At 37.9% G+C, this 22867-nt stretch carries 21 protein-coding genes; 1 reads left to right on the forward strand and 20 read right to left on the reverse strand.

Annotated features, from left to right (window positions below; translation table 11 throughout):
* Positions 1 to 12: 12 nt before the first annotated feature.
* The 14 genes from ASO14_RS10735 to ASO14_RS10800 form a co-directional block, all read right to left on the reverse strand.
* Complete coding sequence (locus ASO14_RS10735) at positions 13 to 345, reverse strand: putative DNA-binding protein (protein ID WP_068454951.1); 333 nt, start codon at positions 343 to 345, stop codon at positions 13 to 15.
* A 461-nt stretch (positions 346 to 806) separates the two neighbouring features.
* Positions 807 to 2057, reverse strand: a complete 1251-nt coding sequence (gene ftsY / locus ASO14_RS10740) for a signal recognition particle-docking protein FtsY (protein ID WP_068454955.1) — start codon at positions 2055 to 2057, stop codon at positions 807 to 809.
* Positions 2058 to 2072: 15 nt separating this feature from the next.
* The gene (gene smc / locus ASO14_RS10745; protein WP_068454957.1) at positions 2073 to 5633 is read right to left on the reverse strand and encodes a chromosome segregation protein SMC; all 3561 of its coding nucleotides are present in this window, start codon (positions 5631 to 5633) and stop codon (positions 2073 to 2075) included.
* A gap of 10 nt (positions 5634 to 5643) precedes the next feature.
* Positions 5644 to 6396, reverse strand: coding sequence for a ribonuclease III (gene rnc, locus ASO14_RS10750; protein ID WP_068454959.1), 753 nt, complete (start codon positions 6394 to 6396; stop codon positions 5644 to 5646).
* A 161-nt stretch (positions 6397 to 6557) separates the two neighbouring features.
* Positions 6558 to 6794: an acyl carrier protein gene (gene acpP / locus ASO14_RS10755; protein ID WP_068454961.1), complete on the reverse strand. Its 237-nt coding sequence runs from the start codon at positions 6792 to 6794 to the stop codon at positions 6558 to 6560.
* 117 nt (positions 6795 to 6911) lie between these two features.
* The gene (gene fabG / locus ASO14_RS10760) at positions 6912 to 7655 is read right to left on the reverse strand and encodes a 3-oxoacyl-[acyl-carrier-protein] reductase (protein ID WP_068454964.1); all 744 of its coding nucleotides are present in this window, start codon (positions 7653 to 7655) and stop codon (positions 6912 to 6914) included.
* Positions 7645 to 8604, reverse strand: a complete 960-nt coding sequence (fabD, locus tag ASO14_RS10765; protein ID WP_068454967.1) for an ACP S-malonyltransferase — start codon at positions 8602 to 8604, stop codon at positions 7645 to 7647. Before fabD ends, fabG begins: the two co-directional genes overlap by 11 nt.
* The gene (plsX, locus tag ASO14_RS10770) at positions 8604 to 9596 is read right to left on the reverse strand and encodes a phosphate acyltransferase PlsX (protein ID WP_068454970.1); all 993 of its coding nucleotides are present in this window, start codon (positions 9594 to 9596) and stop codon (positions 8604 to 8606) included. Before plsX ends, fabD begins: the two co-directional genes overlap by 1 nt.
* A complete protein-coding gene (gene fapR, locus ASO14_RS10775; RefSeq protein WP_068454973.1) occupies positions 9593 to 10171 on the reverse strand; it encodes a transcription factor FapR in 579 nt (192 codons plus the stop codon). Before fapR ends, plsX begins: the two co-directional genes overlap by 4 nt.
* Before the next feature lie 103 nt (positions 10172 to 10274).
* A complete protein-coding gene (gene recG / locus ASO14_RS10780; protein ID WP_068454976.1) occupies positions 10275 to 12323 on the reverse strand; it encodes an ATP-dependent DNA helicase RecG in 2049 nt (682 codons plus the stop codon).
* Positions 12316 to 13212, reverse strand: coding sequence for an L-serine ammonia-lyase, iron-sulfur-dependent, subunit alpha (gene sdaAA / locus ASO14_RS10785; protein ID WP_068454979.1), 897 nt, complete (start codon positions 13210 to 13212; stop codon positions 12316 to 12318). Before sdaAA ends, recG begins: the two co-directional genes overlap by 8 nt.
* A 12-nt stretch (positions 13213 to 13224) precedes the next feature.
* Entirely contained in the window at positions 13225 to 13887 is a 663-nt protein-coding gene (sdaAB, locus tag ASO14_RS10790) for an L-serine ammonia-lyase, iron-sulfur-dependent subunit beta (protein ID WP_068454981.1), read from the reverse strand.
* Positions 13888 to 14142: 255 nt separating this feature from the next.
* On the reverse strand, positions 14143 to 15777 hold the full coding sequence (locus tag ASO14_RS10795; RefSeq protein WP_068454982.1) for a DAK2 domain-containing protein: 1635 nt from the start codon (positions 15775 to 15777) through the stop codon (positions 14143 to 14145).
* Positions 15778 to 15795: 18 nt separating this feature from the next.
* Positions 15796 to 16158 carry an Asp23/Gls24 family envelope stress response protein gene (locus tag ASO14_RS10800; RefSeq protein WP_068454983.1) on the reverse strand — a complete coding sequence of 121 codons (363 nt, stop codon included), beginning with the start codon at positions 16156 to 16158 and terminating at the stop codon, positions 15796 to 15798.
* 363 nt (positions 16159 to 16521) lie between these two features.
* On the opposite strand from ASO14_RS10800, the gene rpmB reads away from it, so the two are divergent.
* Positions 16522 to 16710, forward strand: coding sequence for a 50S ribosomal protein L28 (gene rpmB, locus ASO14_RS10805; protein WP_068454984.1), 189 nt, complete (start codon positions 16522 to 16524; stop codon positions 16708 to 16710).
* Positions 16711 to 16765: 55 nt separating this feature from the next.
* Here rpmB and ASO14_RS10810 read toward each other — a convergent pair whose 3' ends face one another.
* Genes ASO14_RS10810 through rlmN form a run of 6 tightly spaced genes read right to left on the reverse strand, consistent with a single transcriptional unit; the run spans position 16766 to position 22832 of the window.
* Positions 16766 to 17422, reverse strand: coding sequence for a thiamine diphosphokinase (locus ASO14_RS10810; RefSeq protein WP_068454986.1), 657 nt, complete (start codon positions 17420 to 17422; stop codon positions 16766 to 16768).
* Complete coding sequence (gene rpe / locus ASO14_RS10815; protein ID WP_068454988.1) at positions 17419 to 18084, reverse strand: ribulose-phosphate 3-epimerase; 666 nt, start codon at positions 18082 to 18084, stop codon at positions 17419 to 17421. Before rpe ends, ASO14_RS10810 begins: the two co-directional genes overlap by 4 nt.
* 2 nt (positions 18085 to 18086) lie before the next feature.
* Positions 18087 to 18968 (reverse strand): ribosome small subunit-dependent GTPase A, encoded by an 882-nt coding sequence (gene rsgA, locus ASO14_RS10820; RefSeq protein WP_068454991.1) that lies wholly within the window; start codon positions 18966 to 18968, stop codon positions 18087 to 18089.
* Between the two features lie 18 nt (positions 18969 to 18986).
* On the reverse strand, positions 18987 to 20957 hold the full coding sequence (gene pknB, locus ASO14_RS10825) for a Stk1 family PASTA domain-containing Ser/Thr kinase (protein ID WP_325942921.1): 1971 nt from the start codon (positions 20955 to 20957) through the stop codon (positions 18987 to 18989).
* Positions 20935 to 21705, reverse strand: a complete 771-nt coding sequence (locus ASO14_RS10830) for a Stp1/IreP family PP2C-type Ser/Thr phosphatase (protein ID WP_068454997.1) — start codon at positions 21703 to 21705, stop codon at positions 20935 to 20937. The genes pknB and ASO14_RS10830 overlap by 23 nt, the downstream gene beginning before the upstream one ends.
* Before the next feature lie 14 nt (positions 21706 to 21719).
* Positions 21720 to 22832 (reverse strand): dual-specificity RNA methyltransferase RlmN, encoded by a 1113-nt coding sequence (rlmN, locus tag ASO14_RS10835; RefSeq protein WP_068455000.1) that lies wholly within the window; start codon positions 22830 to 22832, stop codon positions 21720 to 21722.
* Between the last annotated feature and the right edge of the window lie 35 nt (positions 22833 to 22867).

Consider the following 22867-nt stretch of genomic DNA (forward strand, 5'->3'; position numbering starts at 1 on the left):
AATTGTCGCCCCCTAGTCTTGCTTCAATTGCTCAACAAGTGGCAATAAATCTGCCTTTTCTGTTGTGTCATCTTGTAAGCAAGCTGATAATTTGTCTGTAATCTTTTGTCTTTTTTTGAATTTATGGAAAAGCTGTAATTTCTCTTCATATTCCTCAAGCATCGCTTCCGTTCGACGAATGTTATCATAAACCGCTTGACGTGACACCTCATACGATTCAGCAATTTCGCCTAAAGAAAGATCATCTAAATAGTAAAGTTGCATATAACTTCTCTGTTTATCCGTTAATAATGCTTGGTAAAAATCAAAAAGGAAATTCATACGTGTTGTTTTATCTAAAAGCATCGTTAACTTCTCCTTAACACATCTATTCTATCATGTGTAGTATTTTTTATACATTCGTAGACATATTCCTTTGTATATTAATGAAAAACCCTATTTCTGTCAAGTAAAACTACTTGTCTTATCAGAATGTAAAATCGGCTCGTTCACATGCTATCAGCTCTGCAGGGCATGAATCAAAGTCGCTTTTTGACTTTGAGTGAATGACCGAAGAGATGTCGGCATGTAGCCGTATTTTACTGGACTATCAGAATGTAAAATCGGCTCGTTCACATGCAGAAGGCACTCAACAGCTCGACTTGAAGACGCTTTTTGTCTTCAATCAAGAGATGGTTGTGACTCTAGCATGTCGGGGATTTTCCTAGACAATCGAAAAGGAAAATTCCTTCGCTCACATGCAAAAGGCATAAAAAGAGGTCTTGAAAATCCGTAGATTCTCAAGACCTTAGGATTCAAAGAGAAGCCTATTCTTCTTCTTTTAGTTGCTCATCTAACGCATCTGCAAATAAGCCATATACATAGCGCTCTGGGTCAAATGGTTGTAAATCGTCCATCTTCTCACCAAGCCCTACGAATTTTACTGGAATATGCAGTTTATTACGAATGGCAATTACGATACCACCTTTAGCTGTACCATCTAATTTTGTTAAGACAATTCCTGTAACATTCGTTGCTTCTTTAAATGTTTGCGCTTGAATTAATGCATTTTGTCCTGTTGTTGCATCAAGTGCTAACAACACTTCATGCGGTGCATTTGGTACTTCACGTGAGATGACGCGATGTACTTTTTCAAGTTCCTTCATTAAGTTTACTTTATTTTGTAAACGACCTGCTGTATCGCAAATTAATACGTCCACACCGCGGTTCTTCGCTGCATGTACAGCATCGTACATAACAGCCGCTGGATCTGAACCTTCCGATTGCTTAATCACTTCAACACCGACACGATCGCCCCATACTTGTAATTGGTCAATTGCACCTGCACGGAATGTATCACCAGCAGCTAACATAACTGAACGTCCTTCTGATTTTAAACGGTGTGCTAATTTACCGATTGTTGTTGTTTTACCAACACCATTTACACCTACGAATAGAATCACCGTTAATTCGCCTTTTGGTTGTAAATTCAATTCAATATGGTCGTCTCCAGCTTTTTCATAAATCTCTACTAACTTTTCAGAGATTAATGCTTGGATTCCATCTGTTGATTTGATATTTTTCTTCTGTACTTCATAGCGTAGAATTTCTGTTAATTCCATAACCGTTTCAAAACCAACGTCGGCTTGTAAAAGTACTTCTTCTAATTCTTCAAAGAAATCTTCGTCTACCGTACGATAACGTGCAACTAAGTCATTTACTTTTGATGTAAATGAGTCGCGTGTTTTCGTTAATCCTGATTTGAACTTTTCAGTAATTGAGAAAGCTGAACGGAACCAACCTTTTGATTCTTTTTCTGCCTCTGGTTCGTCTTTTACTTCTTCAACAATGGCAACTTCTTGTTTTTCTTCTTGTACAGTTTCAACCGTTTCTTCTTCAACAGGTTTTGTTGTTTCTTCAACGACTTCCTGCTCTTTTCCTTCTTCTACAGCAGGTAATTCCGCTTGAGCTGGTTCTTCTGTTTCAACAACTTCTTCTACCTGTTGTTCTGGTTCTTTCACTTCTTCTTTTGATGGTCCACCCATCAATTTTTCTTTCATACGCTTTAAAAAGCTCATGTTTTATTCGCTCCTTTAGGACACTGTTTCTTGTTCTAACTTAACGGATACTAACTTAGATACACCTTGTTCTTGCATCGTAATACCATATAAGACATCCGCGCCTTCCATTGTTACCTTTTTATGTGTAATCACAATGAATTGTGTATCTTCACTGAATTTTTTCAAATATTGACTATAGCGCGATACATTCGCTTCATCTAACGCTGCCTCTACTTCATCTAAAATACAGAATGGAACGGGGCGTGTGCGCAAGATGGCAAATAATAGAGCGATTGCTGTTAATGCACGTTCGCCACCTGAAAGTAAACCTAGATTTTGCAGTTTTTTCCCTGGTGGTTGTGCAACAATCTCAATACCTGATGTTAATAATTGATCGGGTTCTAGCAAAATTAAATCTGCTTTACCTCCGCCAAATAATTCTTTGAACACTTCCTGGAAGTGTATGCGAATTTGTTTAAATGTTGTTCCAAAGCGCGTCGTCATCTCTTCATCCATCTCACGAATTGCTTCATACAATGTGTCTTTCGCTTCGAGTAAATCATTACGCTGTGATGTTAAAAATTCATGACGCTCTGCAACAGCCTCGTATTCTTCAATCGCAGAAATATTGACATCTCCTAGCTCCTTAATAGATTGAGATAGCATATTTACTTTACGTTTCGCTACTTCTAAATCCACTTCTAATGCAGGTTCTAGTTGCGCTTCTTCAAACGTTAAATCATAGTTTTGTTGTAATTGTTCAACAGCGTTTGCGCGCTTTACTTCTAGTTTTCCAAGTTGAATTTTCACTTGGTTTTGTTCATTGACAAATTGTTGGTGAATTCGCTGCATCTCTTTTAATGTAGTCGTTTCTTCATCAACGCGTTGCTGTAAGTTAGCACGTTTTTCAACGGATTGTTCAATCGCTGTTTCGAGTTGTTGCTTACGTTTTAATTGTTTTGCAATCTCTTGTTCGAACTGTTCTTCAGAAAGCCCATTAGTTGCATCACCTTTTGTAACAAATTCGATTTCACGTCGAATTTTAGATACTTCTTCGGCTGCTTCATTAAAGTAACTTCTTGTTTCTTCTGTAGAAGTTTGAATACTTTCGAATTTACCCATTGCTTGTGCATGGTCTTCACGCTGATTCGCTAATTCATTTAATAATGTATCACGCGCTGTCTTCATTTGAACTTTCAATTCGTTCAAACGCTCAATTTCTTGTTCTAAGTGTTGAATTTCTTTCGCTGTTTGATCGAGTTGTTGTACTAAAGCTTCTTGCTTTGTTACAAGCATCGCATGGCGTGACGTTGTATCTTGTTGTTCAGAACCATAAATAGATAAGCTTTGTTGTAACATCTTCTCTTGCGTCACAGTCGCCTGATACGTAGCTTCTAATTCATTCTCTTGAACACGTAATTGCTCACCATGATCACGTTGTACGTCAAGTAGTGTTGCAGCAGATTGTGCTTTTTGTTGCCATTCAGCCACAACCTTTTCAGCTTGCTGAATTGTTTCTTCCATCTCGACTAAATTTGCTTGTAATGTTTCCAGTTCTGCTTTACGACTGAATACGGTATTTTGTTGCTTATTCGCACCGCCACCAGACATCGAACCACCCGCATTCACAACATCACCATCTAATGTGACAACACGATAGCGATATTGTAAAAACTTCGCAATTTGCGTTGCACCATCTAAGTCTTTTACAACTAGAATATGCCCTAATAAGTTTTCTGCAATACTACGATAACGTTCATCAACTTGAACAAGTTCATCAGCCGTTTGAATAAATGAAGGGTGATCAAGGATTGGTTGTAACGCTGCTTGTGATAACTTACGCGATTTCATAATATTCATCGGTAAGAATGTCGCACGTCCTGCACGCACTTGTTTTAAATAACGAATGGCTCTTTTTGCATCTTCATCTGTTGCCGTTACAATATGCTGCATCGCTGCCCCAAGCGCTGTTTCAATCGCTTGTGTATAAGCTCCTTTTGCATGAATTAACTCTGCAACTGCCCCCTGTACACCTTGTAATTGGTTTTGTTCACGCGCCTTTAATACAGCTTTAACCCCTTGATAAAACCCTGCAAAATCAGCCTCTAGTTCAGCTAATGTATCACGTCTTGAACGTAATTGTTGTACGTGATTATAACCTTCATAAAGCATTTTTTGCTTTTCAGCTAATTGAGTATTCGCTTTTTGTAATTCGGCTTGTGTCGCTTCATAGTCTTTTAAATGCTCTGCAATTTCTAATCGAATTGCATCTAACTTCGGCTCTACTTCTGCTAACGTTGCTTGTGCTTGTTGCAACTCAGTTGTTAATTCACTTGATTTTGATGTGATTTTTTCATCGGACTGACGCTGCTGTTGAATTTGTTGTTCGATACTTTTCAGTTCATTATTCGTTGCCGCTTGTTCATTTAAACGTTCGATATATGTACTTTTTTGATCTTCAATTTCTGCATCTAATTCATCTGTTGAGCGATTTAAATCCGTTTCTAATTGTTTCACATGTTTTCGTAACTTGTGGACATGATTTTGCGCTTCTTTTAAAGCATGCTCTTTTTCAATAAGCGACTTCTGCCACTGATCTCTTTTAGACTGTGCTTGTTTTAAAGATTCTTTTAGCTTACTTAATTGCGCAGAAGCATTTTTTTGCTTTTCTGCAAATAGATTTTGTTCGCCCTGTAGTCGTGCGTAGTTTTCACTCACTTCTACAACTGTTTTTTGATCTGCATCTAGTTTTTGACCAACTTGAAGTAACTCGTCTTTCATTGACGCAATATGCTGCTCCAACTTTTGAATTTCGACAAGTTTTTCTTGTTGCGACGTATTCCACTGATGTTGATCTTGTAATAACTTCTCAACGGTGTGGTCGATTTGTTCAATATCATGAATTAATACACCAATATCAAATTGGCGTAGTGTGTCCTTCATCTCTAAATAGTCTTTAGCAGTTGAAGCTTGTAATTGAAGTGGTTCAATTCGTTCATCTAATTCATGTAGAATATCGAGTACGCGATTCAAGTTATCATCTGTTTCAAACAATTTATGTTCTGCTTTTTTGCGGCGTTTTTTATACTTTAAAACACCTGCAGCCTCTTCAAAAATAGCGCGACGATCATCAGGCTTACTATTTAAAATTTCATCAACGCGACCTTGTGAAATAATCGAGAACGCTTCTTTACCTAAACCAGAATCTAAAAATAAATCTGTAATATCTTTTAGACGGCAAGTTTGTTTATTTAATAAATATTCACTTTCGCCTGAACGATAAACACGACGCGTTACACTAACTTCGTTATACGAAATTGGTAAACGCTCGTCTTCGTTATCAAGGATTAATGTAACTTCTGCAAAATTCAGTGCTTTTCGCGATTCACTTCCTGCGAAGATGATGTCTTCCATCTTGGCACCACGAAGTGATTTAGCTGATTGTTCACCTAATACCCAACGAATTGCATCGGTTACATTACTTTTCCCACTACCATTCGGACCAACTACCGCCGTCACACCTGGTACAAAATCAATCCCAATTCGTTCAGCAAATGACTTAAATCCAATCACTTCTAATCGTTTAAGATACACCGTAATTCACCTACCCTTTTGGGAACTGCTCTTTTAGCGCGCGCATCGCTGTTTGTGCGGCTTTTTGTTCAGCTTCCTTCTTCGATTTACCATTACCCTCTCCAAGCGTTTCACCGTTTAATGTAACGCGTGAAATGAACGTACGATTATGGGCTGGTCCTTGCTCTTTAATAATCTCATAAGTCAACACACCAGAATTCGCTTGTTGAATCATTTCTTGTAGCTGACTTTTAAAATCTACAACATGAGAAAATGTGCCGAGCTCAACTTTTGGGAAAACAACTTTTTCCAAAAATGCAACAACTGTTTCTAAACCTTGGTCTAAATAAAGTGCACCAATGAATGCCTCAAAACAATCGGCTAATAATGCCGGACGTTCACGACCACCTGTCAGTTCCTCACCTTTTCCTAAAAGGACATAATGACCAAAGGATAACTCATTTGCAAAAGTTACTAATGATGGCTCACAGACAATCGCAGCACGCAATTTCGTTAGTTCACCCTCTGTCATCTTAGGAAACATTAGGAATAAAAACTTAGAAACAGTTAGCTCTAATACAGCATCTCCTAAAAACTCTAATCTTTCATTATCTTCAAATCCTTTACGTCGATGTTCATTTACGTAAGAAGAATGTGTGAAAGCATTATATAGTAGGTTTTTATTGTGGAAGCTGATTTTTAAATTCTTTTGTAATTCTTCAAACTTCTTTTTCGCATGCTCAGAAATCGCACTGTTTTTCTGAGATAATTCTTCTATTCTCATTTTATCAACCTCTTATTTTTTAGCTTTACGTACATAGTCAATTTTACTCGTTTATGCTCAATAGTGCAAAATTATTTAGCAATCTGCATAAAAAAGCCCCCATTTCAAGAAACGGGGACTTTATGATAAGTATACATACTTCTGAAGTATGTAAAATCGAATTAGCCAATTTTGCTTTCGATGAAGCTTACTGCTGATCCAACTGTAGAAATTTTTTCAGCATCCTCATCGTCGATTTGCATATCGAATTCTTCTTCAAGTTCCATTACTAGTTCAACAACATCTAGTGAGTCTGCACCTAGGTCCTCTTTGAAAGAAGCTTCTAATGTTACTTCGCTTTCGTCAACACCAAGACGGTCAACGACAACTTTTGTTACGCGTTCAAGTACTGTAGCCAAAATACTCACCTCCCCTCAATAAATTTGCATATTCGTCACAACTGGTATGACCACTTTTTGTAGTATACCTTACTCTATTGATTTTGAATATATTTTTTCGTGCATTTAATGCAAAAGTTACATTACCATACCACCATCAACATGTAAAGTTTGACCTGTCATATAGCTTGCTTCATCTGATGCAAGGAAGGCAACAACATTTGCAATTTCTTTTGCTTGACCTAATTTTGCAAGTGGAATTTGTGTTAACATTGTTTCTTTTACATCTTCTGGTAGTACATCTGTCATTTCTGTCTCGATGAATCCTGGTGCTACTGCATTTACACGAATATGACGTGCTGCAAATTCTTTTGCAGTCGTTTTAGTTAAACCAATCACACCTGCTTTAGATGCTACATAGTTCGCTTGACCTGCATTACCAGCCACACCTACGATAGATGCAACGTTTACAATACTACCTGAGCGTTGTTTCATCATTTGACGACTTACTGCTTTTGTACATAAGAATACTGATTTTAAGTTCGTATCAATTACTGCATCCCAATCTTCTTCTTTCATACGCATAATCAGGTTATCGCGTGTAATACCCGCATTATTCACTAAAATATCTACAGAGCCAAAAGCAGCCATTGTCGCATCAACTAAACCTTTTACTTCATCCACATTGGCAACATTTGCTTGGTGTACAATTGCTTCGCCACCTTTTGCAATAATTTCTGCTGCTACTGCTTCTGCTTTTTCTTTTGAACCGCTATAGTTTACAACTACTTTAGCGCCTTCTTCTGCTAATTTAAGTGCAATCTCGCGTCCGATTCCACGCGATGCCCCTGTTACGATTGCTGCTTGTCCATTAAACTTCACTTGTATTCCACTCCTTCGCTGCTTCTACAACTTGTTGTAATGATGCTTCATCAAATACACAGTATGTTGTTAATTTACGATCTACTTTTTTCACTAATCCACTTAATACTTTACCTGGACCACATTCAATGAATGTATCTACGCCTTCTGCTACTAGTTGACGTACTGTTTCTTCCCAACGAACAGGTGAGTATAGTTGTTCGACTAATAGTGAACGAATTTCTGTAGCATCCGTTACTGCTTTTGCTGTGACATTTGCAATTACAGGTGCTTTCGCATCATTCATCTGAATGTCTGCTAACATCTCTTGTAATTTCGAAGCAGCTGGACGCATTAATTCTGAATGGAACGGTCCACTCACAACCAATGGTAATACGCGACGCGCGCCTGCTTCTTTTGCTTTTTCACTTGCTACTTCTACTGCTTTCGCTGTACCCGAGATAACAATTTGTCCTGGGCAGTTCAAGTTTGCTAATTGTACAACTTCTCCCACTTCTTCTGAAGCAGCATCTGTTACAGCTTGTAATGCTTCTGCATCTAAACCAAGTACAGCTGCCATTGAACCTTGTCCTGCTGGAACTGCATCATTCATAAAAAGACCACGTTTATGTACGGCTACAACTGCATCTTCAAAACGCATAACACCTGAAGCAACAAGTGCAGCATATTCACCTAAACTGTGTCCCGCTGTGAAGTTTGGATGGATACCATGATCCATTAATTGCTGTGCAACCATGACACCTGTTGTTAATAAAGCTGGTTGCGCATGATATGTTAATGTTAATTCTTCTTGTGGTCCTTCTAACATTAATTTTGATAAGTCAAAACCTAATAATTGATCTGCCTCTGTGTAAAACGCTTTACTTGATGCATTCGCTTCGATTAATTCTGCACCCATTCCAACTGTTTGTGAACCTTGTCCTGGGAAAATAAACGCTACTTTTGTCATTATGCATTCTCCTTTGAAATCGTTTGGTCAATTGTTTGGCATACGCGGTGTTCGACCATAATATGCGTTTGACGAATCGCACTGTAGATGGCCTGTGCTTTCGATGAACCATGCGCCTTAATAACAGGTGCTTTTAAACCGAATAATGGTGCGCCACCATATTCTGAGTAGTCCATCTTTGTTTTTAAATTCTTTAAATTATTTTTCATCATCATAGCTGCTACTTTTGTTTTTGTCGATGATAAAAACTCTTCTTTTAACATCGCAAAAATATTCCCTGCAACACCTTCGATTGTTTTTAATACCATGTTGCCCGTGAAGCCATCTGTTACAACGACATCTGCTGCGTGGTTTAATAATTCACGTGCTTCCACATTGCCGATAAAGTTGATGTCATTTTGTTCTTTCAACAATTTGAACGCTTGTTTTGTTAAGTCGTTCCCTTTTTTATCTTCTGTACCGATATTTAATAGACCAACTGTTGGTTTTTCAATACCGCGTACTTGTTTTGCATAAATACTACCCATAATGGCATATTGTAAAATGTTTTCTGGTTTAGCATCGGCATTTGCACCTAAGTCGAGCATGTCAAAACCTGCACCATCTAAAGTTGGTAATGTCGTTGCTAGCGCTGGACGGTCAATACCATCAATACGATGAACAATGAATAGCCCTGCTGCCATTAATGCACCTGTATTACCTGCTGATACACACGCATCTGCTTCGCCATCTGCTACAGCTTGTGCCATACGCACCATCGATGCATCTTTTTTACGACGAACTGCACGTACTGGTTCATCTGTTCCTTCAATTACTTCTGAACAATGAATGACTTGTACACGTTCGTGTTGTTTTAAATAAGGTGCCATTTTCACTTCGTCACCATATAGTAAGAACTCTACATCTTTAAAATCTTCTACTGCCTGAAATACACCTTCAACGATTTCCTTTGGTGCATGGTCGCCACCCATTGCATCAATTGCTATTTTCATTCGTTTCCACCCTTACCTTTCGTACGGAACATTTCAAAATTCCCGATAAATACCGTTTTTCCTTCAACTGTTGATGTCACAGTTACATACGTGCGGTTCGTATCCGCATCCTGCTTTGTAACAACTGCTTTTGCTACAACACGGTTTCCAGCGTGTACAGGTTTTGTGTACGTTAAGTCTGATTTTACCGTTAAGGCTAAATCATCGTCAATGACAGCAACTGCTAGTGAGTTGGCTTGCGCAAAAAGATGGTGTCCCCTCGCAATACCATTTCGTTGAAAAACATGTTCTTCCTTTACATCAAAAATCGAAATCGCTCGGTCATCTAAATCAATATCAATAATCTCACCAATGACTTCATCAATCGGCAGTGTCTTGACTTCATTTTCAAAATTATGTGCTGCTACATCTTTAATCCGTTCGCGTAGCTCTGGGATGGATAATTCCATACGGTCCAAACGAATTGTCTGGACACTGACGTTAAATTTACTCGCCAATTGATCATCCGTAACGAATGGATTATCTTCAATGGTTTGCTTCAACAATTTTTGTCGCTCTTTTTTTGAATACTTCATTGTTTTTTCCGCCCCTTATTTTAGCACTTGGTACTAATATCAGTATATAAATATAAAAAAGAGAATGCAAGTGTTGTTTTTTAAACACCTAACATTCTCTCGCTTAATCAATTCGTTCGCCTTCTAAAATACCAGATGATTCAATCACACGACGTAATGGTGCATAAGCTTCTTCTTGCCAAAAAGCTTCAGAAGCTACAAAGTTTGTTGCATCTTGTCTTGCCGTTTCAAGCGCACGATAGTCATGTACTAAGTCTGCTACTTTGAATTCTGGTAAACCACTTTGTTTACGTCCGAAGAAATCCCCTGGTCCACGTAACTCTAAATCTTTCTCAGCTAATCTAAAACCATCTGTCACTTCAACCATGGAAATCATACGTTCTTTACCCTCTTCGCTTTTTGGATCAGCCAGTAAAATACAATAAGATTGATGTTCTCCACGCCCTACACGTCCTCGCAACTGATGGAGTTGCGCTAAACCAAATCGTTCAGCGTCGTAAATGACCATAAATGTTGCGTTTGGAACATTCACACCAACTTCGACAACGGTTGTAGAAACTAATACATTAAGTTTTCCTTCACTAAACTCACGCATCACAGCATCTTTTTCTTCTGATTTCAAACGCCCATGCATGAGCCCTACTTCGTATTGTCCATGGAATACCGTTGCAAGTTGTTGATAGACATCCACCGCATTTTGCACATCAAGCTTATCTGATTCTTCAATTAAAGGACAGATGACATATGCTTGTCTTCCCGCTCGTAATTCATGTGCCATCTTTTGTAGGACTTGATTAAATTGTTCATGCTTCACCCAATTGGTCTCAATTTGTTTTCGACCTGCTGGCAATTCATCAATAATCGATACATCCATCTCGCCAAAAGCAGTAATCGATAATGTACGTGGAATAGGTGTTGCTGTCATAAAGAGAACATCGGGATTATCACCCTTCTCTTTTAAAATGCGACGCTGTTCCACACCAAAACGATGCTGCTCATCTGTAATGACTAAGCCGAGACGATTAAAAATAACAGTTGGTTGAATTAACGCATGCGTTCCCATGAGAATGTCAATTTCTCCACTCTCTAAACGACTTAAAATCTCACGACGCGCTTTCGCCTTAGTAGAACCTGTCAATAATGCCAGTCTTACACCGAAAGGTTCAAGCCACATCGCTAAATTCTCTGCATGCTGTTCTGCCAAAATTTCAGTTGGAGCCATTAATGCACCCTGGAAACCTGCTGTAACAGCGGCATAGAGCATGGCTGCTGCTACGACTGTTTTACCCGAACCAACATCACCTTGAAGTAGACGATTCATTCGGTGAGGTGTACGTAAATCGGTACAAATCTCATTAACAACGCGTTTTTGCGCACCTGTTAATTCATATGGTAGTGAATCAAAAAATTCACGTAATTTTTCTACATCATATGCAATAGCAATACCTTTTTCGTCTTCTTTACGCGTTTTACGAAGTGCTTGAATTTTCAATTGAAAATGAAGTAATTCCTCGTAAACAAAACGTCGTCTCGCTTGTTTTGTATCTTGGAGTTGTTTTGGAAAGTGAATACCTTCGAGTGCTTGTTGAATTGTTTGTAAACGATACTGTTCTAGTAATTCAGTAGGTAGTGTTTCTTCTATATAACAGCCATATTGGTCGAGCGCCTGTCGCATGAAATGTCTAAATTTCGTCTGCGATAATTTGCCCTTCACACTATAAACAGGTTCAAAATCAGCTTGTTCATCTTTTGTACCGAATGTAATCTTCGTGCCATTAATCACTTGGCGACCTCGGTCCCATTTTCCCGTTACAGTGACCGTCATACCTGGCTCTAATTTGTTTTTCAAATAACCTTGATTAAAAAATACGACCTTAATTAAATGTCGACCTGCTAACATTTGTACTTGTAGCCGCGATTTTTTATGACCTAAAAATAAGACAGTTGGGACGCTTTCAATACGCCCCTCCACTGTCACACGTTCATTATGCGGTGTTTCTGCTAGGTCTTTTAATCGAAAATCTTCATGACGATAAGGGAATGTCCAAATTAAATCTTCAATCGTATGGACATTCATTTGTTCTAGTTGTTCAGCTACTGCCTTTCCGACACCATTCAATTCAGTAACTGATTGTGTTAATTCGTTAGCCACGACTCGCTGTTGCTGCTCCGAAAATACGTTTTTCTAACCATTTACCTGTTGGTGTCGCTGCTAATCCGCCCTGTGCTGTTTCACGTAAAGCGACAGGCATCGTTTGACCGATTTTATACATCGCATCAATCACTTCATCTGTTGGAATACGACTTTCAACACCTGCTAAAGCCATATCGGCTGCGACCATCGCATTCGCTGCACCCATCGCATTACGTTTAACACATGGTACTTCAACTAAACCTGCTACTGGGTCGCAAACAAGACCAAGCATATTTTTTAAAGAAATTGAAAATGCGTGTGCACATTGTTGTGGTGTACCGCCAGCCATTTCCGTAATTGCTGCTGCTGCCATCGCTGCCGCTGAACCTACTTCAGCCTGACAACCACCTGCTGCACCTGAGATCATCGCGTTATTTGCAACCACTTGACCGAATGCTCCTGCAGTAAATAAGAAGCGAATCATTTCTTCACGCGTTGGGTTTAATTTATTTTTTACCGCAAAAAGTGTACCTGGTACAACACCAGCTGATCCTGCTGTTGGTGTTGCACAAATTGTCCCCATTGCTGCGTTCACTTCATTTGTTGCAACCGCTTTACTCACTGCATCTAATAAAAAATCACCTGAAAGTGCTTTACCTGTCTTCATGTAATTTTGAATTAAGACCGCATCATTTCCTGTTAAGCCTGTTACAGATTGAACACCTTTTAGTCCCCGTTCAACTGCAGCTTCCATAACTTCTAAATTACGGCTCATTTGTTCCATGATTTCTTCACGTGTACGTTCTGAGACAATTATTTCTTGCTCGATCATAATTTCAGAAATCAATTTATTTTCTTTTTCTGCGCGCTCAACTAAATCACGCACATTACGAAATAGTACTTCCATTATGAACGCCTCCTAATTTTTAATTCTCGTCACTTTTGTGATGTTTGGTAATAGTTCAATTTCAGCTAATATTTCTGGTGATACATTTTGGTCTACTTCAATGACCATTAAAGCCATATTGCCACGCTCTTTACGAGATACTTCCATATGTCCAATATTAATCGCATATTTTGCTAAACATACTGCAACATTTGCTACTGTACCTGCTCGGTCTTCATGTACAACTAAAATTGCAGCCATCCCGCCTGACATGCGTAATGGGAAACCATTCAGTTCAGCAATCTCAATCGAACCGCCACCAATAGATACACCGACCATACTCATTTCTTTTTCACCATCACCAATTTCGATGCGTGCTGTATTGGGATGTTCCACACTGCCTGTTTCAGGAATAAATTCAAATGTTAAACCTAAGCGCTCAGCTTCTTCAAATGATGTTTTAATGCGCTCATCATATGTATCGTAGTCAAGCAAACCACCAATAATTGCAACATCTGTTCCATGTCCTTTGTATGTTTCAGCAAATGATCCATAAAGATGGATTTTTGCCCATGTTGGCTGTTTGCCAAATAAATCTCTTGCTACACGTCCTATGCGAGCTGCTCCTGCTGTGTGTGATGAGGACGGTCCAATCATAACGGGTCCGATTACGTCAAAAACCGATGTGAACTTCATAATTTTTCCTCCTTACATGTCTATTCTCTTACTCATATTACAACATATGCACTTAAAACCCAAACAATTTAGACAAATCCAGTCTTAAAAATCCGTTTTTTTCTATACTTTTCGCTATTATGTGCAGTTTTTTTACTTTTTCAGACTATTCAGTTATGTTTTTTAATTTTTTAATATCACTTATTTTTGCGAAGAATGAAGAATACAAAGGAGGAATCGCACAATTGCACGATTCCCCCTCTGATTTCGTTCATTTTATTCTACTGAGAAAATAAATGGATAAAGTGGTTGTTTTCCATCATGTACTTCCACTTCAACATCTTCATAATTTTCTTCAATGTATGAAACAACTGCTTCTAGTTGTTCTTCATCTACATCTTCACCATGAATAACTGTAACGATTTCAGCATCTTCATCTACCATTGTATCAATGATATGTTGTGCTGCCTCTTGTAAAGAAGGTGTTGCTTTGACAATCTTACCTTCTTCCATAGCCATAAAGTCATCTTTATGAATTTCCACACCGTCAATTGATGTATCACGTACAGCAAATGTGATTTGACCTGTTTTTACTTCTTTCATTGCTTGAGACATTGTTTGTTGATTATCTGCAACAGAAGCTTCTGGATTAAATGATAGTAACGCTGTTAATCCTTGTGGAATTGTTTTTGTTGGCACAACAGCAGCTTCAATCTCTAATAGCTCTGCCGCTTGTTCTGCTGCCATGACAATATTTTTATTGTTCGGTAAGATTAATACTTTTTCAGCACCAATCTCTTGAACTGCTTTTACAATATCTTCTGTTGAAGGATTCATCGTTTGTCCGCCTTCAATTACATAAGAAGCACCCATGCTTTCGAATAAAGCTTTAATTCCCTTACCCATCGCTACTGTTACAACAGCATAAGGCACTTTTTTAACGGCTTTATGTTCTTCGCCTACAATCGCTGTATGTTGTAAACGCATGTTATCTACTTTAATTTTTACAAGGCTACCGTATTGGTGACCATATGAAATGACTTCACCAGGTGTTTCAGAGTGAATGTGAATTTTCACAACTTCATCATCTGCAATCACAAGTAAAGAGTCTCCGAAGTGACTCATATCTTCTCGGAATTTTGCTTCATCAAATGGTTTTTTATCATCTTCAAAACGAACCATAAATTCAGTGCAATAGCCATAAACGATTTCAGATGTATCCATGAAATCTTGTGCTGTATGATGTTCTGCATTAATTAGGTCGTCCATTGACTTCATTTCTGTTTTAGCTGGTAGCGCTTCACCTTTTAAGCTTGCTAAAAAGCCTTCATAAACGAATAGAAGCCCTTGACCGCCACTATCAACTACGCCTACTTCTTTTAAAACAGGTAGTAATTCTGGTGTTTGATTTAAAGCATCCTGTGCAGCTACAACGATTTCTTCCATTAACTGAATTAAATCATCTGTTTGCTCAGCAGATTTGACTGCTTGTTCTGCTGCTAAGCGTGCTACCGTTAAAATTGTACCTTCTACAGGCTTCATAACAGCTTTATATGCTGTTTCTACACCGTGTTGGAATGCTTGTGCAAATTGCTTTGCATCTAAAACATCCTCTTGTTCTACTGCTTTACCGAATCCACGGAAAAGCTGTGATAAAATAACACCAGAGTTACCACGAGCGCCCATTAATAAGCCTTTTGATAATGCTTGTGCAGTTTTTCCAATACTTGCATTTACTTTTGCGGCTGTTTCTTTTGCACCAGATGTCATCGATAGGTTCATATTTGTACCTGTATCACCATCTGGTACTGGGAATACGTTTAGTGCATCTACATAGTCTGCATTTTGAGATAAGTGATGCGCCCCCATTTGTACCATTTCCGCAAATTTTATTCCGTCTAATGACTTCATTTGAATAAGTTCCTCCTCTTACACGTTCGCTACACGAACACCTTGCACATAAATATTAACTGAGCTTACTGACATACCAATTGTTTGATCGAGCGTATATTTTACTTTTGATTGCACTTGATATGCGACCTCAGAGATTTTTGTTCCATAACTAACAATGACATACATATCTACGTGTAGTTCTTCTCCTGATTGACGCACAACTACACCTCTAGCAAAATTCTCTTTACGCAAGATATCTGTTAAGCCATCACGTATTTGATGTTTACTAGCCATTCCTACAATTCCATAACACTCGATTGCTGCGCCGCCTGCAATTTGTGCCACAACGTCATTTGAAATCTCGATGTTACCGAATTCATTTTGTAATTCTACTGACATGATTTTGCCCCCTGAATTAAAAATTAACTAATGTCATTGTACCCTTTTTTTCAATCATTCAACAACTTCTAGACATACAGTGACTATTATACATCACTAAATACTATATATTAAGCTTATTCATACAGAACGTAAAGTAATTTCTAAAAAAACAAGACGTTCGTCACAATTTATGCTACAGAAAATGGATATTGCTTGGAAAAGGGAAGAAGTTTTGAATTTTTTTTAGGTGTAAAGGTTTTTTTCTTGAAAGGCTGCGAAAATCAGTTGCAATGTAATATCGTGTATGTTAAATTATTAAAGTATGTGAAATATCGAAGTGAAACATGAACTTTCAACTTCTTATAATAGGAGGGAAATAATATGCCAAAACAATGTGTAATTACTGGACGTAAAGCGCGTACTGGTAACAACCGTTCTCACGCTATGAACTCTAGCAAACGTACTTGGGGTGCTAACCTACAAAAAGTTCGTATCTTAGTTGATGGTAAACCGAAAAAAGTATGGGTTTCTGCTCGTGCTTTAAAATCTGGTAAAGTAGAACGCGTTTAATTCTATTTAAAAAAGGAAGTCACTCTGCTGAGCGACTTCCTTTTTTGTGGTCTTTTTAAGCATCTTTACTTTGAATCATCAAACAAGTCCCTTTTGTGAACGTTGCTGTCGCAAAGTCTGCTAAAATTTCGTTACTTGTAAAACGACTTGAACCAATCGGGATATCTAAATCTGTCGTTTCATACTTTACACCACGTAAAGTCATTTTTTCAACTGCTTCTCCAAATGGATAGAAAGATAAATAATCATATGATGCATCTTTTGTAATTTGATGTGTACCTGCAAATAAAAACTGTAAACGATTCGTTTTATTCATAATATAAATCGGCGTTTGCGGAAATTGTTTTTGCATACGATATACTGTGTGTAGATTCGATTCATAATGATCTAAACGTCCACCTGTCACGCCTGTTACGTAAATACATGTTGGTGAAAATTCTAACGCTTTTAAGATGGCTAGTTCAGTATCTGTTTCATTCTTTTCAGCTTGAAAACCCTCTATCTCCTGAACACTCTCTTTTACAGTAAGCCACTCTTCTTTCGTCATCGAATCAAAATCCCCTACCGCTGCGTATGGCGTAATTCCTGCTTCTAATAAAGTGATGGCCCCATGGTCTGCACCGATGTATAATATATCTTCATGCGCAAAAAGGAAATCGTCTAAAACGATTTCCTCTGTTGGACCACCTGCTACAACATAGGCAATGGTCATTTGATTGCGTCTTCTCCTGCTTTTAAAATTGATTGTAACGCTGTTTGACGGTCTTCTTTACCGAAAATAGCCGAACCTGCTACAAAGATTGTTGCTCCCGCTTCTGCACATGGTACAATTGTTTCTGCAGTGATTCCACCATCAATTTCAATTTCTACATCTAAATTACGTTGTTTAATCATATATGATAATTCAGCAATTTTCGGAACAACTGAATCGATGAACTTTTGACCACCAAAACCTGGGTTTACAGTCATCAATAAAACAAGGTCAATATCTTCTAACACATGTTTAATTGTCTCAATTGGTGTATGTGGGTTTAAAACAACGCCTGGCTTTACGCCGTATGAACGAATTAATTGAATCGTACGGTGTAAATGACGACAAGCTTCTACGTGTACTGTAATATATTCTGCTCCTGCTTTTGCGAACTGCTCAATATATTGGTCTGGGTTCTCAATCATTAAATGTACATCTAATGGTAAGTTTGTATAAGGTTTGATTGCATCCATAACAAGCGAACCAAATGAAATATTCGGTACGAAATGTCCGTCCATTACATCAATGTGTAATAATGTTGCTCCTGCTGCTTCTACTTCTCTTACTTCTTCACCTAACTTCGCAAAGTCTGCTGCTAAAAGTGATGGGGCGATTTTAATCATCCTTAATACCTCGGCTTTCTATCGATAATTTCTTGTAAAAATTGAAGGTAATGCTCATAACGGCTTGCTTCAATTTCTCCAGATTCTACTGCGTCTTTTACAGCACATTTTGGTTCTTTCACGTGTAAACAACCTCTAAATTTACATGCTTCTGATGTACGTTGAATCTCAGGGAAGCATCCTGTTAATTCTTCCTTCTCAATTGTATCAAAATCGAATGAACTAAATCCAGGTGTATCTGCTACTAACCCACCAGCTACTTCAATTAACTCAACATGACGCGTTGTATGCTTACCACGTCCTAAGTGTTCTGAGATAATCCCTGTCTTTAAATCCAGCTCTGGCATAAGTGTATTTAATAACGTAGATTTTCCTACCCCCGATTGACCTGCTAAAACCGTTGTACGATTTGCTAGTAAAGGCGTAATCTTATCTAATAATGAAGAATCATCTTTAAATGTCGTCATCACATCATAACCAATGGCCTCATATTGTTTTTGATAACTTTGAATTGCAGCTACTTCATCTTCTTCTAATAAATCCATCTTTGTTAAAAGAATAACGGGTTGCACGTGGAAAGACTCAAGTACAACTAAAAAACGATCTAATAAAATCGTATTAAAATTAGGTTCTTTAACAGAAAAAACTAGAATTGCTTGATCGACATTTGAAATGGGCGGTCGTACAAGTTCATTTTTCCGTTCTTCAATTTCCATAATTGTCCCGTCATTGTTACCTTCTACTTCGTATGTGACGAAGTCTCCAACAAGAGGAGTAATTCCACGCTTACGAAATACACCACGTCCTCTTGTTTGAATGACTTGTCCATCATCATACACATAATAAAAACCACTAAGTGCTTTTCGAATTTGGCCTGTTGCCATACAGCACCTCCCTATTTTTTATACATCATCATATTCAATTGTTTCTTCATATTCAACTTCACCGTCAATTAATACTTTATACGATGCATTTTTACCTTCTTCAATTTCAAGTGTAATGCGTTTTTCCATATCATCTTTAATACGGAATTCTTGCGCTACTTTATCTCCGTTATGTGTACGATCTTGTAAATAGATTTGAACGACTTGATAACTCGCTTCCTGTCCGTTCTCATCTTCTTCAGGGTCAAAATCAAGATCAAGTTTCTTCATGTAAAGTTTTACTGGTTTTTCTTTTTGACCTTTCGAAAGTACTACATTGATTGTTGAACCTACTTTTAACGTCGTACCCGCTTCAATATTTTGCGACATCACTTTTCCAGCTTCTAGATTTTCTGAATAATCTTCACCAGTGATTTTAATATTAAAGCCTGATGAATCTGCATAGGTTTTAAGTGCCGCTTCATCAAATCCAATGAGATTCGATACGACATTTTGTTTTTCACCTTGACTAATTGTTAAAATAACATTTGTTGCACTTGGTACAATTTTTTTACCTGCTGCAGGTGTATGTTTAATAACGTCATCATACTCCTCTGTTGAATATGCTTTTTTAACCGTTACTTGTTTAAAGCCTTTTTTCTCTAGTAATGTTTTCACTTGATCTACATTTTTACCTGTATAATCTTGCATCGCTACTTTTTCTTTGCCCGAACTTACGATTAAATTAACCTCTGTGCCCTTTTTAAGCTTTGAACCTGCTTCTGGATCTGTTCCGACAATGTCCCCCTCTTTGACAGTATCAGAGGTTTGCGCTGTTTGTGTGCCAATTGTAAAACCAGCAGTTTGTAGTGAATCAATCGCTTCGTCTAATGTTGCATTTTGAACATCAGGTACTTCAACATTTTTACCTGTTATAATACTCGGATTCATGAATAAAACGAGTCCAATTGCAATAATAAGAGCCAAAATAGTTAATGTAACATACAAACCTTTTTTCTTTTTCTTCTTTTTCGGTGTTACTTCTTTTGTCGGTTCAGGTGATACAGCGATTGTTTTTTCTAAATCTTCATCTTGTGGAATAGGACGTTCTTTAATCGCAGGCATCGCTCGTGTTGCATCATGATCTTCTGGAATCATGAATTTTGGTTCGTGTATACGCTCAGGCGATAAAACTGTTTCTAAATCTTCGTGCATCTTTTCCACAGTAAAATATCGATGTTGTGCATCTTTAGCTGTTGCTTTTAAAACGACATTCTCTAAACTCTGTGGAATCGTCGGTACAATCGCTCGTACAGACGGTGTTTCAGACTGTAGATGTTTGAGTGCAATTGATACGGCTGACTCACCAGAGAACGGTAATTCACCTGTTAATAATTCATACAATACAATACCGAGTGAATAAATATCAGACTTCTTTGTCGCAATACCACCACGCGCTTGTTCGGGTGATAAGTAATGTACAGTTCCTAAAACTGAATTTGTCTTTGTAAAGGATGTAGCAGTCAATGCCATCGCAATACCAAAGTCCGTAATCTTCACATTACCTTCTTCATCCATTAAAATATTTTGCGGTTTAATATCGCGATGAATGATTTGATTTTGATGCGCCATCGCAATTGCTGACGTCAATTGCTTCATAATTTCAACGCTGCGTGCTGGCTCTAACGGTGCATATTGCGTGATGTATTGCTTCAATGTCATTCCTTTAACATACTCCATCACAATATATTGAAGCCCCTCTTCTTCTCCTACATCATAAATACTAACAATATTTGGATGATTTAAGCTTGTAGCAGATAATGCTTCACGTTGAAAACGTCGATGTGCTTCTTCTTCATTACTAAAGTTATTATGTAGAATCTTAATTGCTACATCTCGATTTAAAATCATATCGTGTGCTAAGTACACATTCGACATACCGCCGCCACCAATTACTTCTAAAAGTTTATAGCGACCATTAATTCTCTTACCTATCAGCAACTTCGGCACCTCCATCTCCTAGAGGCTGTGCAAGGATAACAGTAATATTATCTTCACCACCATGATCGTTTGCCAGCTGCACTAATTCTTTTCCTTTTTCGTCGATTGATTGCCAAGAGGTAATGACTTTATGTAATGCTTGCTGATTTACTTTATTCGTTAAGCCATCTGAACAAATGAGTAAATATTCGTTCGGCTTAAATGTATATTCATAAAAATCAGGTTCAATTACATCTTCTGTTCCTAATGATTTAATAATATAGTTCTTTTTCGGATGCGTTTCAGCTTCTTCTTCACTAATTTCACCACTATCGACTAAAACATTCACATACGAGTGATCTCGTGTAATCATTTCAATCGTTTCGTCATCAATATGATAGGCACGACTATCGCCAACATGACAAATAGACGCTTCATTTCCTACAATTACAGCAGCAATTAGCGTCGTTCCCATACCTGTACAATTTTCGTGTGTCATCGCATATTGATATACATGACGGTTCAAATCAACAACTGTTTCAAAGAGCCAATCTTTACGATTTGCTGCGGTTGAAAATTCGTCGTCATTGACTTGTTCAAATCTTTCTTTAAAACCTTCTACAGTTAATGTACTGGCAACATCCCCAGCATTATGTCCACCCATGCCATCTGCTACGATGGCTAGGTGGATTTGATTATTGCTGCGGGAAATGACAGTTGCGCGATCTTCATTGACTGACCTTCTTTGCCCGATATCACTTTCAACGGTATACCTCACAACTTTCACCTCATTTAGTGTGCAGTTTCTTCTGTACGTTCTTGTGCACGTAATTGACCACAAGCAGCGGCAATGTCTGAACCTTGTTCACGACGAATTGTTACATTAATTCCACGATCTTTTAAGGCTTTTTCAAAAGCAAAAATACGGTTACGTGATGTACGGATATAATCACGTTCTGGTACATAGTTAATCGGAATTAAATTCACATGACATTTTACATCTTGGATTAAGTCAGCTAATTCGTTCGCAATTTCAACTGAGTCGTTTTGTTCAGACATTAAACCATACTCAAAACTTACACGACGACCTGTTTTTTGCGTGTAATATTTTACAGCTTTAATCAGTTCATCTAATTTATAAGCTTTTGCGATTGGCATTAATTTTTGACGTGCTTCTTGGTTTGGTGCGTGCAATGAAACTGCAAAATTAATTTGTAATTCTTCATCTGCAAATTCATAAATTTTTGGTACGATTCCTGAAGTTGATACAGTGATGTGACGTGCACCAATATTTAATGATTGTTTATGGTTAATAACACGTAAGAACTGCATCATATTGTCGTAGTTATCAAATGGTTCACCAATCCCCATAATAACAATACTTGATACGCGTTCATCTACTTCGTCTAATTGACGTTGTACTTTAACAACTTGTTCGATAATCTCGCCTGCTAATAGATGACGTTTTAGCCCACCTAGTGTTGAGGCACAGAATGTACAACCGATACGGCAACCTACTTGTGTAGTTACACAGATTGAATTTCCGTAATTATGGCGCATTAATACCGTTTCGATTGAATAACCATCTTGTAATTGGAATAGGAATTTAATCGTACCGTCTGTTGATTCTTGTTTTACTAATGTTGTTAATGTACTTAATTCAAAGTTTGCAGCTAATTTATCACGTAGACCTTTTGATAAATTCGACATCTCTTCAAACGTACCGACACGCTTTACATATAGCCAATCATAGATTTGTTTCGCGCGGAATGCTTTTTCACCATTGGCTTTTAACCAATCTTCTAATTGCTCTGGTAAAAGAGAATAGATCGATTCACGTAAGACTGGTTTTTCTTTTTTTACACGTTTTGTTTCTGTTACTGGTTTTAAATTTTCTTGTTCCACTGTTGGAATCTCCTAACGTTTTGGCTTAGAGGTAT

It is taken from the genome of Kurthia sp. 11kri321, from assembly GCF_001534765.1.
GTDB lineage: Bacteria > Bacillota > Bacilli > Bacillales_A > Planococcaceae > Kurthia > Kurthia gibsonii.

Bases quoted from the DNA above. Each gene is read 5' to 3' on its own strand.
- rpmB (WP_068454984.1), top strand. From the start codon at position 16,522: ATGCCAAAACAATGTGTAATTACTGGACGTAAAGCGCGTACTGGTAAC.
- rpe (WP_068454988.1), bottom strand. From the start codon at position 18,084: ATGATTAAAATCGCCCCATCACTTTTAGCAGCAGACTTTGCGAAGTTA.
- ASO14_RS10735 (WP_068454951.1), bottom strand. From the start codon at position 345: ATGCTTTTAGATAAAACAACACGTATGAATTTCCTTTTTGATTTTTAC.
- plsX (WP_068454970.1), bottom strand. From the start codon at position 9,596: ATGAAAATAGCAATTGATGCAATGGGTGGCGACCATGCACCAAAGGAA.
- sdaAA (WP_068454979.1), bottom strand. From the start codon at position 13,212: ATGGAAGTACTATTTCGTAATGTGCGTGATTTAGTTGAGCGCGCAGAA.
- rnc (WP_068454959.1), bottom strand. From the start codon at position 6,396: ATGAGAATAGAAGAATTATCTCAGAAAAACAGTGCGATTTCTGAGCAT.
- ASO14_RS10795 (WP_068454982.1), bottom strand. From the start codon at position 15,777: ATGAAGTCATTAGACGGAATAAAATTTGCGGAAATGGTACAAATGGGG.
- ASO14_RS10800 (WP_068454983.1), bottom strand. From the start codon at position 16,158: ATGTCAGTAGAATTACAAAATGAATTCGGTAACATCGAGATTTCAAAT.
- fapR (WP_068454973.1), bottom strand. From the start codon at position 10,171: ATGAAGTATTCAAAAAAAGAGCGACAAAAATTGTTGAAGCAAACCATT.
- rsgA (WP_068454991.1), bottom strand. From the start codon at position 18,968: ATGGCAACAGGCCAAATTCGAAAAGCACTTAGTGGTTTTTATTATGTG.
- ASO14_RS10810 (WP_068454986.1), bottom strand. From the start codon at position 17,422: ATGACCATTGCCTATGTTGTAGCAGGTGGTCCAACAGAGGAAATCGTT.
- fabD (WP_068454967.1), bottom strand. From the start codon at position 8,604: ATGACAAAAGTAGCGTTTATTTTCCCAGGACAAGGTTCACAAACAGTT.
- sdaAB (WP_068454981.1), bottom strand. From the start codon at position 13,887: ATGAAGTTCACATCGGTTTTTGACGTAATCGGACCCGTTATGATTGGA.
- ftsY (WP_068454955.1), bottom strand. From the start codon at position 2,057: ATGAGCTTTTTAAAGCGTATGAAAGAAAAATTGATGGGTGGACCATCA.